At 48.7% G+C, this 16,930-nt stretch carries 15 protein-coding genes and 2 pseudogenes; 12 read left to right on the plus strand and 5 right to left on the minus strand.

The window, feature by feature from the left end; all coding sequences use genetic code 11:
• Positions 1-191: 191 nt before the first annotated feature.
• The 3 genes from BJQ97_RS08440 (at position 192) to BJQ97_RS08450 (ending at position 3,026) form a co-directional block, all read left to right on the plus strand.
• Positions 192-758 carry a YdhK family protein gene (locus BJQ97_RS08440; RefSeq protein WP_160156231.1) on the plus strand — a complete coding sequence of 189 codons (567 nt, stop codon included), beginning with the start codon at positions 192-194 and terminating at the stop codon, positions 756-758.
• A 314-nt stretch (positions 759-1,072) separates the two neighbouring features.
• A complete protein-coding gene (locus BJQ97_RS08445; RefSeq protein WP_160156232.1) occupies positions 1,073-1,555 on the plus strand; it encodes a PH domain-containing protein in 483 nt (160 codons plus the stop codon).
• Entirely contained in the window at positions 1,545-3,026 is a 1,482-nt protein-coding gene (locus tag BJQ97_RS08450; protein ID WP_160156233.1) for a PH domain-containing protein, read from the plus strand. The genes BJQ97_RS08445 and BJQ97_RS08450 overlap by 11 nt, the downstream gene beginning before the upstream one ends.
• A 96-nt stretch (positions 3,027-3,122) precedes the next feature.
• Here BJQ97_RS08450 and BJQ97_RS08455 read toward each other — a convergent pair whose 3' ends face one another.
• Entirely contained in the window at positions 3,123-4,856 is a 1,734-nt protein-coding gene (locus BJQ97_RS08455) for a coiled-coil domain-containing protein (protein WP_236567182.1), read from the minus strand.
• A 283-nt stretch (positions 4,857-5,139) separates the two neighbouring features.
• On the opposite strand from BJQ97_RS08455, the gene BJQ97_RS08460 reads away from it, so the two are divergent.
• Both BJQ97_RS08460 and BJQ97_RS08465 read left to right on the plus strand, forming a co-directional pair.
• Complete coding sequence (locus BJQ97_RS08460; RefSeq protein ID WP_160156234.1) at positions 5,140-5,775, plus strand: BMQ_0737 family morphogenetic spore coat protein; 636 nt, start codon at positions 5,140-5,142, stop codon at positions 5,773-5,775.
• A 139-nt stretch (positions 5,776-5,914) separates the two neighbouring features.
• A complete protein-coding gene (locus BJQ97_RS08465; protein WP_160157579.1) occupies positions 5,915-6,490 on the plus strand; it encodes a hypothetical protein in 576 nt (191 codons plus the stop codon).
• A 75-nt stretch (positions 6,491-6,565) separates the two neighbouring features.
• Here BJQ97_RS08465 and BJQ97_RS08470 read toward each other — a convergent pair whose 3' ends face one another.
• Positions 6,566-7,048, minus strand: a complete 483-nt coding sequence (locus tag BJQ97_RS08470; RefSeq protein WP_160156235.1) for a hypothetical protein — start codon at positions 7,046-7,048, stop codon at positions 6,566-6,568.
• 187 nt (positions 7,049-7,235) lie between these two features.
• Positions 7,236-7,364 carry a hypothetical protein gene (locus tag BJQ97_RS17910; protein WP_268892793.1) on the minus strand — a complete coding sequence of 43 codons (129 nt, stop codon included), beginning with the start codon at positions 7,362-7,364 and terminating at the stop codon, positions 7,236-7,238.
• Positions 7,365-7,638: 274 nt separating this feature from the next.
• On the opposite strand from BJQ97_RS17910, the gene katG reads away from it, so the two are divergent.
• From katG to BJQ97_RS08505, 7 genes and pseudogenes are all read left to right on the plus strand, one after another.
• Complete coding sequence (gene katG / locus BJQ97_RS08475) at positions 7,639-9,849, plus strand: catalase/peroxidase HPI (RefSeq protein WP_160156236.1); 2,211 nt, start codon at positions 7,639-7,641, stop codon at positions 9,847-9,849.
• Between the two features lie 191 nt (positions 9,850-10,040).
• On the plus strand, positions 10,041-10,493 hold the full coding sequence (locus tag BJQ97_RS08480) for a hypothetical protein (RefSeq protein WP_160156237.1): 453 nt from the start codon (positions 10,041-10,043) through the stop codon (positions 10,491-10,493).
• A gap of 299 nt (positions 10,494-10,792) precedes the next feature.
• Positions 10,793-11,539 (plus strand): annotated as a pseudogene (locus tag BJQ97_RS08485) (transposase); the annotation flags it as partial.
• Between the two features lie 499 nt (positions 11,540-12,038).
• Positions 12,039-12,254, plus strand: coding sequence for a deaminase (locus BJQ97_RS17915; protein ID WP_268892794.1), 216 nt, complete (start codon positions 12,039-12,041; stop codon positions 12,252-12,254).
• Positions 12,239-12,535 (plus strand): deaminase, encoded by a 297-nt coding sequence (locus tag BJQ97_RS17920; RefSeq protein WP_268892795.1) that lies wholly within the window; start codon positions 12,239-12,241, stop codon positions 12,533-12,535. The genes BJQ97_RS17915 and BJQ97_RS17920 overlap by 16 nt, the downstream gene beginning before the upstream one ends.
• A gap of 181 nt (positions 12,536-12,716) precedes the next feature.
• Positions 12,717-13,541: a GNAT family N-acetyltransferase gene (locus tag BJQ97_RS08500; protein ID WP_236567185.1), complete on the plus strand. Its 825-nt coding sequence runs from the start codon at positions 12,717-12,719 to the stop codon at positions 13,539-13,541.
• 458 nt (positions 13,542-13,999) lie between these two features.
• Positions 14,000-14,508, plus strand: a pseudogene (locus BJQ97_RS08505) (DoxX family protein).
• 798 nt (positions 14,509-15,306) lie between these two features.
• Here BJQ97_RS08505 and BJQ97_RS08510 read toward each other — a convergent pair.
• Both BJQ97_RS08510 and BJQ97_RS08515 read right to left on the minus strand, forming a co-directional pair.
• The gene (locus BJQ97_RS08510) at positions 15,307-15,501 is read right to left on the minus strand and encodes a hypothetical protein (RefSeq protein WP_160156241.1); all 195 of its coding nucleotides are present in this window, start codon (positions 15,499-15,501) and stop codon (positions 15,307-15,309) included.
• A gap of 178 nt (positions 15,502-15,679) precedes the next feature.
• Entirely contained in the window at positions 15,680-16,921 is a 1,242-nt protein-coding gene (locus tag BJQ97_RS08515) for a DHH family phosphoesterase (RefSeq protein WP_160156242.1), read from the minus strand.
• Positions 16,922-16,930: the final 9 nt, after the last annotated feature.

Genomic DNA, 16,930 nt, shown 5'->3' on the forward strand with positions numbered 1-16,930 from the left:
CTGCGGCCATCTGCACCTTCCTGCGTCCAGGGCTCATCCGTTCCTCTTGCACCACAGTCTGCGGCTTCACAGATCGGCGAACTTCTCCTTTCCATCACATGCACTGTTTCGATTTTTCGCATGGTCAAGGCCATCTCCATAAAATCTGCACAAATGACGGGTATGCTAACAAGGCAAGGAGGGTGAAAACGATGAAAAACTGGAAAATGTTGTTAGGTGCAACTTCGGTAATGGCGGCGCTTTTGTTATCCGCCTGCACCGGCGCAGCCGATAACAAAACACCAAAGGAAAATACAGCTTCTCACACCGGGCATGAGGGGATGAATCACTCGGGTTCAGGAGAGGTTCCAGCTGGATTAAAGGAAGCGAAACAACCGAAGTATCCGGTTGGAAGTCAAGTCATCATCCATGCGGATCATATGCCAGGAATGGAAGGAGCCAAGGCGACTGTCGCCGGTACCTTTGACACGATCGTCTATACGGTCACATACACCCCAACCACGGGCGGGAAGCCAGTGAAAAACCATAAATGGGTCATCCATGAAGAAATCGAAAACGCCGGTGACAAACCGTTTCAACCGGGCGATGAAGTCGTCTTGAACGCCGATCATATGGAAGGGATGAAAGCGGCCAAAGCGGTCATTGATTCAGCGAAACAAACGACCGTGTATATGGTCGATTACATCGATACCGAGACAGGTGAAAAGGTGACCAACCACAAATGGGTGACGGAAGACGAGCTGGCGCCGGCCAACTAACAGATCATCATCGGTGTTTCAGCCAAACGCACAGCCATTTCCCTTGGGGCATAGGGGAATGGCTTGTTTTTTCGGTTCATTTGTGAAAGTTGTGGTATAATTGTACGCAAATTTTCATCATGCAACAACCTTTCTAGCACAATATCCATGGATGCACTTTTTCACTTTTATGCTTTTATGCAGTTAAGCAAAAAAATAGTTTTAGAATATAATAGTTGACTGACTTTCGTCAACGATTCTCGAAAAACGCGTTCGCCAAGATGGGAATGTTTCGTTATAATGGAAATAGCATTCAGGAAAAGGAGCGTTCGGGGATGCTTCACAACGGAGGAAGGACGATTTCTGAACAGGCGATATCGGTCTGGCGCTTGACCGGAGGGATTGGGGCTTTGGTGTCAGGGGCCATCATCGGGGGCATCGCGTTTCTCATTTGGCGTTTTGACGGACCGGACTGGCTGATCCGCATCTTGGCCGCTGCATGGCTTGTCGAAGCGTTCGTGTGGGTCGTTTGGCTGCCGCCGTTGCGGCAGAAACGATGGCGGTATGCCATTCGCGAGGAGGAAATGGAGATTCAACGCGGCGTTTGGTCCACGACATGGACGTTGATTCCGATGAATCGCGTCCAGTACGTCGATGTGCGGCAGGGACCGTTTCTCAAACGGTATCATTTGGCTTCAGTAGCCATTTTCACCGCAGCGGCCGCCCATGAAATTCCTGCGCTTTCCGTCGAGGAAGCGGAACGGCTTTGCCGCTTGATTGCCGAGTGGGCGAAGGTGGCGGATGAAGATGACGCCTAGACGCCGCCTCCATCCGATTGCGGTTGTCTCGGGAGCAGGGAAAGAGTTGAAAAATATGGCTGTTCCGCTGCTTGTGATCATGGTGGCTGGCAGCCGCAATGATTTTTCATGGCGCGATCTCATCGTGCCGCTTGCGGCCTTGGCTTACACAATTGTTATGGGGATTCTTTCGTGGATTCGCTTTACCTATGAATGGAACGAAGACAACTTACTTGTTGAAGAAGGAGTGTTTGTCCGAAAACGGCGTTCGATTCCGTTGGAGCGCATTCATGGGATTTCGGTGACAGAGGGAATATGGCAGCGGATGGCGGGGGTTGTTCAAGTGCATATTGAGGCGGCGGGCGATGCTCTCGGTGAAGCGGAAGTGACGCTTCGGGCCATATCAAGGGAAGAAGCCCGCCGCCTGCAACGATGTGTGGAACAGGCGAAACACAAGGTGGAAAACGCCGCCCGTTCAGAACCACCACTCGCGAACCGCCCACATCCTGCTCTGTTTACTTTATCGATGAAAGAAGTATGGGTGGCTTCATTGACAAGCGGCGGGGCGATTGGCGTGGTCGCCGCTTTATGTGCGTTTTTGTCGCAATGGAGCGACTTCATTCCGTATGAGGCGCTTGTCCGCGATCTTCAGTCGACATGGAACGGACATGGACGATGGTATATCGCTCTATTCATCTTGTCGCTTCTCTTGGGCGCCTATGGAGTGGCCATCGTACAAAACATGATCCGGTACGCTTCGTTTGTCGTGCGGAAACAAGAAGATACGATTGTCATCACCCGCGGATGGCTGGAACGAAAAGTGGTATCCGTCCCTGTTGCCCACGTCCAAGGTGTCGTCATTCATGAGAATTGGCTTCGCCGTTTTTTCGGATACGCCTCTGTGTCTATTATTCATGCCGGCGGGAGGCTAGATGGCGGCGGGGCAGGGGATGTTGTTCTTTGCCCGCTCGTCGAAAAGAGGAGAGTCGCGTCGATCATTCAAACTTGTTTGCCTGAGTATGATCTCGGCGTTCCTTTTTCTCCATTGCCCAAGCGCGCGAAACGCCGCTACATGCTTCGTTCGCTTGTTTGGCTTGTGATTCCCGCCATCTTGGCGGCGTATATGGAACGCCCATGGGGCATGGCCGCTTTGTTGGTGTTGCCGTTCGGGGCATGGATAGGCATCCTCCGCTTTCGCATCGCGGGTTGGGCGCTTTCATCGAGGCAGCTGGCGTTTCGAAACGGGTGGTTTCGACAAACGACGACGTATGTATTGAAACGCCATGTTCAATCGCTCGAAGCGTCGGCGACCTGGTGGCAAAAGCGAAAGCGGCTGGTGACGATCTCCGTTTCCGTCATGCCGCTTGGCTCCCGCGCCCGCGTCGTCGATGTGGATGAAGAAGATGCGGCTTCGATCTATCGCTGGCTGCAAAGGAAAAAGGGGGCCAAACATGATGAAGGCTTTTCTTCACAAGCTCATCCTGGCGTTTAGACTCATTTTGCCGCTTTCATATTCAGCCGAGGGGCGATTCAGCGGCGTTGGCAACTTGAGTCCAAAGCGAAGAGGCGGAGTGTTTCCGCCTCTTCGCTATTGAGGTAATTTCGTCTTTTTGAATAGAGACCATAATCCCCATTTGGATGGTTTTTCTTTTTCGATCAAGAGAACTTCCGTTTGAGTGATTGTGTTTTCTTCGATTGGAACCGGAACAGAAGAAGCGGATGTCGCTATTTCATGGGCTTCTGAATCTGATTTCTGGCCATTGGCCGAAATGTCGGATGCGGTTGTTTGATCTTGCATCAGCACTTCTTGGTCATCCAGGAGAATTGGAGATTCATGCTTTCCCCTAATTTTCAGGTTTTGGTCTATTTCTTCAGACCGTTCATCTTGGTTTTTTAAGGGAGCCGACGCTTTATGGATGCTTTCTAACCTTACTTCATCTGTCTGTGTTAACAGCTGGTGTTCCTTTTTCTGTTCCAGCCTTGAAGCGTCTGAGCGTTTGTCTGGATTTGAAGCAGTATAATCGTTTTGACCGCTTATATTCAATCGGTTGTCCTCATCCTTGGCAAGGGGGGATGGCTGCTGGGATGGATAGCGATGACGGGAAGACGGATTTTCCATTCGGGCGCGTTTGATTGGAACCGATTTTTGAGAATATAGATGGGAGACATGTGCTTCTTTTCTCACAGGTGAGACAACAATGGGTTGGTTGGTTCCATCTATAAACTCCTGTAATTTCAAAAAGCTGTTAGGGGATGACGGTGCCTTTCCCGTTTGCATGCTTGTTGAAAAGGGTGTAGCTGATTGGATCGGTGACGTTGCCGGTTCTTTCGATTTCTCATCAGAAGATGCAGCAAATTGTTGCATGAGTTGGAACAGCCTATCCTTCAATTCATTCGTATCATAATTTGGCGATTCCTTGGGTGAATCATTCCGCGATTTGGTTAGATCGGCGATTTGGTTTGAGAGATGTTTGATTTCACTAGCAAAACTCGTGACCTTCTCCATCATCAACTCCAGCTCCATTTGTTGGGTGAAAATATGTTTTTGCAGCGCCAGTGAGTCCTTTTGTCTTTCCAAATCCATTTTTGACAGCTTTTCTTCTATTTCTTGAATTTTCTTAGTTAACACGTCTATATCTTTTTCCGGCTCGTGTGTTTTGGTACTGTTGCTCAAAGCGTTTTGCAGTTTTTGAAACTCCTTTGCGATTTTATCGATTTGTTCCTTCATCACCTGATAATCTTTTTCCATTCGCTCTGGCCAAGATGCCGATGAGTCGATTGATTCGTTCATAAAAGAAAGGGTCCCGTCCTTTCGCAGTCGATTTTTTTCTTTTGTTTTTTTTCGTTCTTCATTTCGTTCCGTTTCCTTTTGTTGAAACCCCTTCACTGTCGCTTCTAAAGACTGGATGTGTTTTTGGTTGGCCTCAGCTTGTTCTTGCCAGTAGGCGCATTCTGTTTTGAATTGCTCCGTCTCCTGCCGCAACAATTCCTTTTCTTCCTCCATTGTTTTCAATGCTTTCGATAAGCGTTGGATCTCATTCTTTTGATCGGACAGCAGCTCTTCATAATGGCGGCATTGTTCGATGAGTTTATCATGCTTCGCTTGGAGTTCATCCTTTTCCATGTAAAGACGCTCCCATTCTTCTTGGGAAGCCAATGAGGCGAGCAATGTTTTGTATTTGTCCAATTCTGATTTTAGGTGAATAATTTTCTGTTGCAATTGAGTGTTTTTTTGTTCCCAGTTCATGTCCATCACCTTTTTCGGCATGTCATGGTAGCCATTATATGCAGACATCGAAAAATCGGTGTCCTGCTTGCTCATGCACGAACCATATCATTTTTGTTTTCAAAAATGAGGTTCATCACCACAACATGTACTTGACAAGCGAGGCATTTTCTTGAGCCACCATGCATCCAAAATGTTGATGTACTAATTTTCTCCTTACTGGCGTAAGGAAAGTGTGTTTTGAAACAGTCAAGTACAACTTTTAGTGAAGAGCCAAAAATGAATAAAAATAGTTGTTTTTACTATAACTTGTATTTATCCCCATCATACTATAGAGTAGCCTGAAAAAAATAATGAAATGAAAGGAAGGATCTGTTTTATGCCTATCAATTTAGAGCAATTTGCTCAACAATTTGATCCAGAGTGCATTCAAGTGTGCAAAGTCTATGACTGGACGACACACGTTGTGCAGCTGGCGCAAGACATCACGTTCACATTCCCGACCGGTTCTTTAGATGGAGTCACGGTTTCCCAAGTCAATTGTGCGATCACATTGTTGGAGTGTGCGGAAGACGCTCCTCGCCGGGATATTGAGTGCACGGTCGGCAATCAAGTAGTGACGTTGCAAGCGGTCACCTTGAGCAAAACGATTCAAGTCGTGTTAGAGGTAACAGGAACGAATGCAACAGGTGCTCAAGTCACCGTCGTCAGCAATCCCGCCTTAATCACCACCAGCGAGGAAGTGATCCTTTGTGCTCCAGAAGGCACAACGGTGTGCTGCAACGCTGTACAAAACACCTTTAATGCTTGCCGTGTCGGGGCGTTTACGCAAAGCGGAAACAGTATCACTGCGAATATTTCGATTCGAATTTGCCAAAGCATTGTCGTAACATTTGAAGTCATTTTGGAAGTCGCCGCGCGGTTTTGCCAACCCCGCCCAGAAATCATCTGCGAAGAAGAATGCCCGGTGGATGTCTTTCCGCCGCAATGTCCCGCTGTGTTTCCTGCAATGTAAAAAACACGTCTCTAGTTTATGCGGCAAAAAGAGGAGATGTTCTCCTCTTTTTTTCATACATATATATACATTTAGTAATGCACAAGTGATATAAGAAACCTTTATACATTAGTATTTATAGAGGGAGGGAGGAAGGATGATGGATCGGATTCCAGAGTTGGAAAAGAAAATACAAGCGATTGAGAAAGAGCTTCGAGTTGTTAAGCAAGCAGTTGCGGAAATGAAGCGGTTGCCTCAGCAGGTTTCGTCTGATGAAATTTGTGTGATTTGCTACTTCACCTATTCATTATTGCTCCCGAAGACAGGGGGGCAGAAAGGGATCATCGCCGGGAACTTCGTGATTCGCAATATGGGGTCTTTTCCGTTGGAGCAACCCTACATTTGCCTGCGGGTTTCCCCGAAAGAACGCATGGCATTATCGGCAAAGTTAGGAGATGGCATTCAATACGATCGCCGTCTCAATCCACTAGTGATGGAATCTTGGCAATATATGAATGAGGAGGCAGAGAACATTGTTGAGGAGAAGGGGGAATTTTGGCTAAAGCCGATTCATGTGTCGCGCATCGAGTCAGGGCAAAACCTCTCTTTTTCTAATTTTCAACTCCAATTCAGTATGAATGAAGCGCCAACCACCTACAAAGTGGACGGATTTTTTTTCTGCCAACAGCTGCCCAATGGAGTGCGAGCGCTGAACCATATTGCTGTCCATGCTTGACAAACTGTAGCCATATGCGCCATAAAAAACCGGCTCAGAGGGCAATCGCCTTTCACTGAGCCGGCTTTGCTCGATTTATACGCTGCGAACAACAAGAGCGTTCAAGGCGCGAGTTTCCGCTGTGATGCTGCTTAACAGGGTAGATAAAATGCCTCCGTTCGTTTCAATGACAATGCGATACACATGTGTTCCTACGCCCGGCGTGTCGACCCATGTCAAGTTCGGGAATAACGTTGTGTTAGCGGCAATTCCTAATCCAGGAAGAAGTGATTCAACATCAAGAGACGCAATGGGTGTAAACGCTCCTCCGTTCGTCGACCGTTCCAAGCGATACGTGATGCCTGTCAAGGTTACGCCTGTCAGGAGGGACAATACAGCTAATTCCAATTCGACCATCGAATCAAGTTTGACGCGATCGCCGCCGAGGGTCGTTATCGGCTGCGAACGAAGCACTTCCGTGACGGCAGTTCCGGTCAGAGGGATGGGAATAGGCAAATCCGTTGAAGATTGCGCAAAAAACAATTGGGGAACCAATCCACCATTGCACATACAAACCATTCGTCTATCATCCTTTCCTAGTTTAGATTTGGTACTACTGTATTAAATGATAATGTTTGGAAAAATGCTTCGGATGAATAACTATTTTTCGACTCATTTCCTTAAAATAGGAGAATAACCAATTCAAAGAGAGGGTGAATGTGGTGAGCGAGGGGGCCAATCTTTTCAAACCATACCTTAAAAGAAATCAGGCATTGCCATCTCCTTTTGTCAACGCTGTTTTCGTATGGTTCATCACAACCATGTTAATGCCGATGTGCAGCGCCGGCATGAAAAGACCAGCAATAAACTCAGCCAATAAGGTCAGCCAAAACAACGTTGGCCATCCTATGGATGAATAAATAGTCCTTGCCTAGCAGTTCTTCTAATGAAAGTGCAATCGAACTGACTTCGAAAGGAAAATCCCGCTGACGTATTCGCTGATGACTCTCGGGCTGGTTAAGAGCTGCAACTTAACTAGCACTACGGATTGCAAAAAATATTTTTTATCCTTTACTATTAAATATTAATTTATTATAATTTTAATGTACAAATTATTATCAATTGCGATTGGAAGCAGCTGGGAAGATAAGTGGAAAGGGGAAGAGGAAATGAAAAACCAAAATCAACACAATGCCTCTAAATGTCCGTATCATGGCAGTGTCACAAGCCACAACTCAAACAGAACAACCAATAAGGACTGGTGGCCGAATCAGCTGAACTTAAGCATTCTCCATCAACATGACCGAAAAACGAATCCTCATGATGCAGAGTTCAATTATGCTGAGGAATTTCAAAAGTTGGACTATTGGGCGTTAAAAGAGGATTTGCGCAAGTTGATGACGGAAAGCCAAGAGTGGTGGCCGGCCGACTATGGCCATTACGGGCCGTTGTTTATCCGCATGGCGTGGCATTCAGCGGGAACGTACCGCATCGGCGACGGTCGCGGCGGCGCGTCGACTGGCACACAGCGCTTTGCGCCGCTAAACAGTTGGCCGGACAACGCCAATTTGGATAAAGCGCGGCGGTTGCTATGGCCAATCAAGAAAAAATACGGAAACAAGATTTCTTGGGCTGACTTGATGATTCTTGCCGGCAATGTGGCCATCGAATCGATGGGAGGAAAAACGATCGGGTTTGGCGCCGGCCGAGAAGACGTATGGCACCCAGAGGAAGACATTTATTGGGGAGCGGAAAAAGAATGGCTTGCTTCTGAACGCTACAGCGGGGATCGCGAACTCGAAAATCCGCTCGCCGCTGTGCAAATGGGGCTCATTTACGTCAACCCGGAAGGCCCTGACGGCAAGCCAGATCCAAAGGCGGCGGCCCGCGATATTCGCGAAACATTCAGACGGATGGGGATGAACGACGAAGAAACCGTCGCCTTGATCGCCGGCGGCCATACGTTCGGCAAAGCACACGGCGCTGGCCCGGCCACGCACGTCGGCCCCGAGCCGGAAGCGGCCCCGATTGAAGCGCAAGGGCTGGGCTGGATCAGCTCGTATGGAAAAGGAAAAGGACGCGACACGATCACAAGCGGCATTGAAGGAGCTTGGACGCCGACTCCGACTCAATGGGATACATCGTATTTCGACATGCTGTTTGGCTATGACTGGTGGCTGACGAAGAGTCCGGCTGGGGCATGGCAATGGATGGCGGTCGATCCGAATGAAAAAGACCTTGCACCGGATGCCGAGGATCCGTCGAAAAAAGTTCCGACGATGATGATGACGACCGACTTGGCGCTGCGGTTTGACCTGGAATACGAAAAAATCGCCCGCCGCTTTCATCAAAATCCGGAAGAGTTTGCGGATGCCTTTGCCCGCGCTTGGTTCAAACTGACGCATCGCGATATGGGGCCGAAAACGAGATACTTGGGTCCTGAAGTGCCGAAAGAAGATTTCATTTGGCAAGATCCGATTCCGACGGTCGACTATGAATTGACCGATGCCGAAATCGAAGAAATCAAAGCGAAGATTTTGAACTCGGGCCTGACGGTCAGCGAACTCGTCAAGACCGCTTGGGCGGCAGCGAGCACGTTCCGCAACTCGGATAAACGCGGTGGAGCCAACGGCGCCCGCATTCGCCTTGCGCCGCAAAAAGATTGGGAAGTGAACGAACCAGAACGATTGGCGAAAGTGCTTTCGGTGTATGAAGACATTCAACGCGAACTGCCGAAAAAAGTCAGCCTCGCCGACCTCATCGTGCTGGGGGGCAACGCTGCGGTTGAAAAAGCAGCCCGCGACGCCGGATTCGATGTCAAAGTGCCATTTTTCCCCGGCCGCGGCGATGCGACACAAGAACAAACCGATGTCGAGAGCTTTTCGGTATTGGAACCGTTCGCAGATGGCTTCCGCAATTATCAAAAGCAAGAGTACAGCGTTCCGCCGGAAGAACTGCTCGTTGACAAAGCGCAGCTCCTTGGGCTGACCGCCCCAGAAATGACAGTCTTAGTTGGTGGTTTGCGCGTGTTAGGCGCGAACTATCGCGATCTGCCTCACGGCGTCTTCACCGATCGCATCGGGGTGCTGACGAATGACTTCTTTGTCAATTTGGTGGATATGAACTACGAATGGGTGCTGACCGATGGCGGCATTTATGAAATCCGCGACCGCCAAACGGGCGAAGTGCGGTGGACGGCGACCCGGGTAGATCTCATTTTCGGGGCCAACTCAATCCTTCGTTCGTACGCGGAATTTTACGCCCAAGACGACAACCGCGAAAAATTCGTCCGCGACTTTATCAACGCTTGGGTCAAAGTGATGAACGCCGACCGTTTTGACATTCATTTGAAACAAACCAACGAGTCGGTCGCGGTTTGATCGGCGAGGCGAAAAGAAGCAGCTTGCCGCTGAATTGGCAAGCTGCTTTCGTATATGTCCAGAACAATTGTGCAACAGTCTTCGAAGGGAAGTAAAGGTTCAACGCAAACTTTTTCTATTTTGAAATTTGAAAAGCTGCATTTTGGCCTCGCTGCTTCTCAGTATATTTTAGCGAAAAAGGAGACTGGGTTATGAATTTGTCCCGTTTCGTTGTCAAGGGAAGTGTCGCCGGCGTGATTTCTGGCGTCATACTCGGCTTGTTTTTCAAAACGATTGAAATATATTGGAACATCAATGTGTATACGCTGCTGTTAAATGTCGATTATATTCCTGTTTTGAACCGATTTTCGTTTTCGGAAATGGTGGAGTTCTCTTTTCACTTGATTATATCGGTCATTCTAGCGACGATTCTTTTATACGTTGCCGCAAAGCACCAATGGACGCGCCGGCAAATGATGGTGCGTACGATCGGGACTTCTCTTTTCATTGGCCTTGTTCTTTATCCAACAACCGCCTTGTCGGAGCGGACACCGCCATTGACTTCTGTTTCTGCGTTGTTTTGCTGGCTGTTTGGACATTTGTTATATGGAGCGGCGCTCAGCTTGTTCTGGGAAAAGAACGAGACGCAAGCGATTGGGAGATAAGGAAATGGAATTGGTAGAAAGAGGACGGAGCGATGCCGCGTTTCGCGATGCCTGTTGTCGCTGCAAATTTCTTGAAAGATGAAATAAGCTGGAAGGATATACTTGTGTTTCCTTTAACAAAGTATTACAAATCCCTACATAGTTTCCCCTGAAAAAGTCAGGGTTTTTGAACAAAACAAGAAGGAATTCGCAGCCTTGAATGGAAATGGTTATTGTGTAGAATAACAAATCCCGAGGGCGAATTCCTTCGAAGTTAGTTCAACATCGCCTCTCGGGAATCCTTCCTCGAGGTGAAGAAAATGTTGAAACTTCGCGACGAGCAATTAACCCTTTGGGACTTCATTCTTCCAGAAGAGGTTCGGAAACTGCCTGCGGAGCTGGCGATCATCGATGAACTGTTGGATGACGAACGCTTCCTGCAACCGTTTATCGAAAAGCATCCGACGAAATCGAACATGAGCCGTCCCACTTACCCCATCGAGAAATATCTGCGCCTGATGGTGCTGAAACGCAAGTATAATCTGGGCTACGAGTCTCTCATCAAAGAGGTCGGCGACAGCATCACTTGGCGCCTATTCTGCCGGATTGCCATCGATGAACCGATGCCGGACCCTTCGACGCTCATCTACGTCCGCAAACGCTATGGTGACGAAGTCGTCGTACAACTGAACGAAGCACTCCTGCAAAAACTGAAGGAAAAAGAAGTATTGAAACATCGTAAACTGCGTACGGACACCACTGTCGTCGAATCCGACATTCATCACCCGACCGACGCAACACTCTTGCAGGATGGCGTCCGCGTCATCACCCGTCTGGTGCGCAAAATTCGCAAAGCCGCCTCCCATGCCGTGCAAGGATTTGAAGACCGTACCGGCGAGATCAAAGAGAAAATTTTATCCATCGCCAAGGTGCTTCGTCGCCGCAGCCGGGAGTCTTGGGAAGAAGTCGACCGCATCACCGAACGTGTGATTGAAGTGTCGGAAGCCGTGATCGACAAAGCTAATGCGGTTATTGAGAAAATGCAGAACAACAGCAAACGGATTGCGTAGCAAAGCAAAGAGCGGCTTCAAGCAGCCATCACGCTCAGCCTTCTCAAGCGAAAGTACGGTTTAGGCCGCAGCAGGTATCGGGGGCTTGTCGGCTCCAAAAGCTGGGTTGGGTTTGGAATCCTGACCCACAACCTGGACAGGGCGGCCAAAATGCTCGCCAAGGCGGCCCGATAAGAAAGTATTGGGGAAATGAGCGGCTCTGGAAAAGTATAGGGGCGAGGCAATGTTCCAAAATAGGACTTTTTCAGGAGTAACTATTTAAAAATAATAAAAATTCATAAATTCTGTTAGTATGCTCAAGTTTGTGGATTGATCCCTTTCTAAACTTTATCAAAATTATTGTAGTAAAACATCTGATTATACTCAGCATTTTTTTGTAGAAAATTAAATTTTGCAAAACACTCTATTAAAAAAGGGAGAATTTTTGTAGAGTTCACGAAAAGCCAGCGATAAAGACGGATGTTCCCGTCAAAACCCTGTTTTTGCGGAGGAAACCATGATATTCGATTTTTCCGGTTTGGACCACGATTTTTTTATGAGAGAGGCATTAAAAGAGGCGAAGGAAGCCGGTGAACGGGGGGATTTGCCTGTCGGGACGGTGATCGTGCACGGCGACAAAATCATTTCCAGAGGCTCCAACCGGATCGAAACGGCGGATAATTACATCTTGCACGCGGAAATTGACGTCATGCATAAATGCGCCTCATTTTAAAAAAACATGAGAGGGAATGCGTTTTATACACAACCGTGGAACCCTGCATCATGTGTTTGTCGACGATCGTGATGGCCAATATTCGTCACGTCGTCTTTGCGGTGAAAGATCAATATATGAACATGGATCCCTTTATCGCGTCCAATCCGTACATCAAAGACCGCCTGTATCATTACGTCGGCGGAGTGTTAAAGGAAGTATCGGAAAAATTAATTCAAACCTATTCCCCCTATATGTACCAGATCGTCCTTCAAGGAAAAAAGCCCGGGGATGCGCCCTGACCGGAGGGACCTGTACCGGGAACGGACGGGGGACTTGCGTGCCGCCAATCCGGCTTTCCGGTACCGATGCGAGGGCATGATCCGACCCATCGGCGGAAATGCCCATCCGGCTTCGGAAAAGGAGACCTTCAGACAGATTCCAGCCGCTATCATCGAGATAAAATCGGGAGGTTGTTCAGCAGTGAAAAGGAAATTGGCGGATATCAAACTTTTGCAAAAGGTGTGCGAAAAGGAAGACGGAATAAAGCTGAAACTGAATTGGGATGTCCTCGGAAACCGGGAAGATGACCACCCATACGATCTTTTGCATTATGCGGACGGGGAACTGATCGCCTTTCTGGGCATTTACCCTTTCGGAAACAAGGCGGAACTTTGCGGCATGGTGCACCCGGCCCATCGGCGGAAGGGGATTTTTTCCCGGCTGTTCAGCCAGGCGATGGCGATTTGCGAAGAACATTTCCCGAAGATTTTATTGAACGCGCCGGCGGGGTCCTTATCGGCGAAGGCTTTTTTGCAAAGGGTGCCATGCGTTTACGATTCGTCGGAATACCAGATGAAATGGGTGCCCAGGGAACTCTCCGGCTTTGACGGGGTCGTGCTCAGGCCATCCGTGACGGAAGAGGATTTTCAGGCGGAAGTGAAGCTCGATGTGCAATGCTTCGGATTTACCGAAGAAGAGGCCGTTCGGTACAATCGGGAAATCAGGGAAGAAACCGCCCAGGATTTTTATGTCATCGAACATGAAAACCGGATCGTCGGAAAAGTGCGGGTGAACCATGAAGGCGATGAGGCATGGATTTACGGCTTTGCCATATTCCCCGAATGGCAGGGGAAAGGTCTCGGGAAAAGCGCGTTGAAACAGCTCCTCGCCGCGGAACGGAAAAAAGGATACGAGATTTACCTGGAAGTGGACAAGGACAATGTCCCCGCGATCAGGCTGTATGAGTCCTGCGGATTTCGGACGTACCAGGTGCAGGATTATTATTTGTATAACCCCGGAAGATAGCTCCAAGTTTCCGATCCGGGCCGGCGTCCGCCCGGCCCGGAAAAAGGTTTTTCGGATCGGCGATCTCGCCAACTAAAAATCCCTGGAAAAAGTTATCCTGTTTGGGGAAATTCCACTCCACGTTGCCTTTGAAAAGGAACAAACAGGGGAAGTATTTAAAGGCATGATTTCACCCCGTCCATCCTTTTTGGGGGAGGACGGTGGATGCCAGCCCCGCCCCTGCGGCAAGATGGAACAGCAAAAAACAGAACCATGCCCGTTCCTGCGCCGCCTTCTCTGGAAAAGTGTGAAAGATTCATGAACGGTCTTGCTTTCGGCAAACATTTCCTCTATATTATATAGTAGAAAGAATAGTGAAATATTTCACAAATATGATCGAAGAAATGGGGACTTATTCCAATATTTTTTCATTGAATATGTGAAGTATTTCACTAAAAACGAAGAGGGAGGAAATGGATATGCAAGCGAAATGGTGGCAAACACCGCAAGCCAGCATCCTTTGGACGGTGATCCGGGTTTGGTTGGGGATCCAATGGATGACTTCCGGGTTCCATAAATTGGCGGGCGGTTTTGATGTGACGCGGGATTTTTGCAAGGGGCCATCGCCAAAGCGACCGGGGAACACCCGGCGGTGCAAGGATGGTACGCCGCCTTCCTGGAACATGTCGCTTTGCCGAATGTCGGGTTTTTCAACTTTATCATTCCCGTCGGCGAATTTCTCGCGGGACTCGCTTTAATCCTTGGCGCAGCTACGATTCCGGCCCTGCTCGCAGGGATGTTTATGAACTTGAACTTTATGCTCGCCGGGACGACCAGCACGAATCCGATTATGTACACCCTGGAAATGATCCTTCTCTTTACGGGCAAAGGAAGCTATTATTGGGGCGTTGACCGTTTCGCCATTCCGTACTTGAAACAACATTTTCGTCGTGGGAACGGAGAGAATAAAGAGAAAGTCTCCGCATAAGACCGGTTTCAAGAAACGTCCGAAAAGCAAGTGAACCGAGGCAGGTTCCTTGCTTTTTTTGTACGCCCGGCATGGGTGCGACGCTATAGGGTGAAAGTCCCGAACGGGGGCTGGCGAGGCCTACCGTTAGCTGAAGGCAAGGGTGTCCGCCGTGAGGCGGAATCTGAAGGAAGCTGGAGGCAAACACTCGACCTGAGGTACACGAACCCAATCGGAGCCCGTCACAGTCGGATGAGTCTGCGAAACAAGACGAAGTCCCAAGCCGCCAAGGACTGTGGAGGTATATGTTTATTGCAAAGAAAAAATACAGAGTTTTGCAAGGAAAAGTGCAGAGAATGACAACTTGACATGGAGCCTCTGGGGACGTGATTAAAAAGCCAGGAAGCTTGTCGAAACAACATAAAAACACCTCCAGCTGATAATCAACGACCGATGATAATCGGTAAAAAAATAATGATAATTCGTTTAAAAGATGATAATTCGTAGACACAAAAAATTATGAGGAACTTAGGATAACAAGTTCCGGATAATTGATTTTATGGGCACTTGAGGGAAGAAACCCTTCATTTGTGCAGAAATTAGCTAGTAGACATAATATAAATTATAAGAAGTTGTGAAAGGGTCTGTTTCGATAACAAGTAATCTCATAATAGTGAGACAAAACAAAAAAACGCCCATCGACACGCCCACCTAAAATAAAAACGCGCAGCCTCTTGATTCCCATTCAAGAAGCTGCGCGTTACCCACTGCGCGTCGGCAGCTGCAGGGACCGCATGATCTCATCCTTTCCCTTTTGGTTTAAGCAATATCCGTTTGACGATAGCGGACGCCTTTATACCGAACGCGAACCGGCACGCCTTTTTCTTGTTTATGCTTCACCAAAAGCAGCCGGGCTTTTGAAAAGGCTTCCATCATCCCAGACGCTGGAATAGCCTCTTCCCACACAATCGTTTTCCCTTGGACTGTGTAGAAGGAAAAGACATACTGTTTCATCACCTTCACCTCCCTATGTACTTATTATAATCAAAGACTGTTTTTCCTAAACACAAAAACTGTTACAATTATGTTAACATTTTCTGCGCAGCGTTGCCGCCAAAAAGCGGTTTCCGGAATGCTTCGGAAAGCGCGAGTCAGCGCTGTGGCCGTTCCACTCCCAATAAGAAAACCGGCATCATGATTCAATGCCGGTTTGTTGCTTGTATTGTTTGACGGCCGCTTTATAGTCGGCTTGAATGGCATCTTTGTCTCGTCCGAGCCGAACGCTTAAAAAGTCGAGCACGGCTGCATCATGGGCAAGGCCAGCGGCAAACTGCCGCTTCAGCCAGCGTTCGCCGGCGATTTCCTCTGGGAACGTATGGGTCTCTCCCCTATCGGCATACACGTTCCAACCGTGAGCAGTTTTGCGACTCAGCCACCATTGGCCATGGTGATTTGTCCAAAACGCTCCTTCGACCTCGTCTTTTTTATTCAATTGGTTTTGTTCCGCATCGCCGTATACCGGCAGAAGCGGGAACGTCTCGACGACAAACAGCGGAAATGTTATATCATCGATCAAACAGCCGGACGCCTTCGGATGACCGCCGCCGCCGAATTGTTGGGCAAACTCAGCGACGTTGACGTCATCATGAATGGTGCGAAAGCCAATATGTTTCGTCCCCATGTTGACTAAAGCAATCAAGTCAAGATGAGGATAACGCTTGGATAACGCATTGCCCAATTCCGACAAATGGCGTTCGGCAAACACAACGCCGATGCAATAGTTTCCAAGCCAGCGCTGGACGAGCTGCTTTTGTTTTTGTCGAATGTAGCGTTGAATTTTCTTTTCTTCCATATCCAAAAGCAGCTCTTCCGTTTCCGTCAAAGCGAACGGTTCGCCGGAAGCGAGCCGCTCGCTCATCGTCTCCCAAAAGCCGTCAAGCCCTAAAATCGTCAACAAATCATTCAGCCGCTTCGCTTGCGAATTCCCGTTCTCTTCCCATTCCCATGTGTCGTATTGGCGGACGAGCTCGACGAACACATCTAGCGTTTCATTCGGTGCGAGTTTTCCCTCGCGGACGAGATAGTCGTAAAAGAGCGAGGTGGCGCACGTCTTTTTGCCATCATCCCTCACGGGCACCACCTGTCCCCATGGGTAGCCATTGAAATGAAGCGCCGTCACGTGGTGGTCGATTACTTGCACATGGCCGCCGCGCGCCGCCCGTTCGGCGAGTTGCTGTTCCACTTCCTTGCCGACGGCCAAGTCGGTGATAAACAGCATGGCGCCGTTGGCTTCGTTGCTTTGCAAGAATTGGACGACTCGTTCATCCAAATTGCGATAGGAACAAAACGAAATGTTCACTTCGGCAAACGCCAGCTTCGCGAGCAATCCGCAGCCGATGCCGTCTAGATCGCTGTCAGTGAATAATTTGATCATGGGGTCCCA

It is taken from the genome of Geobacillus sp. TFV-3 (assembly GCF_009901865.1).
Classification (GTDB): Bacteria; Bacillota; Bacilli; order Bacillales; family Anoxybacillaceae; genus Geobacillus; species Geobacillus thermoleovorans_A.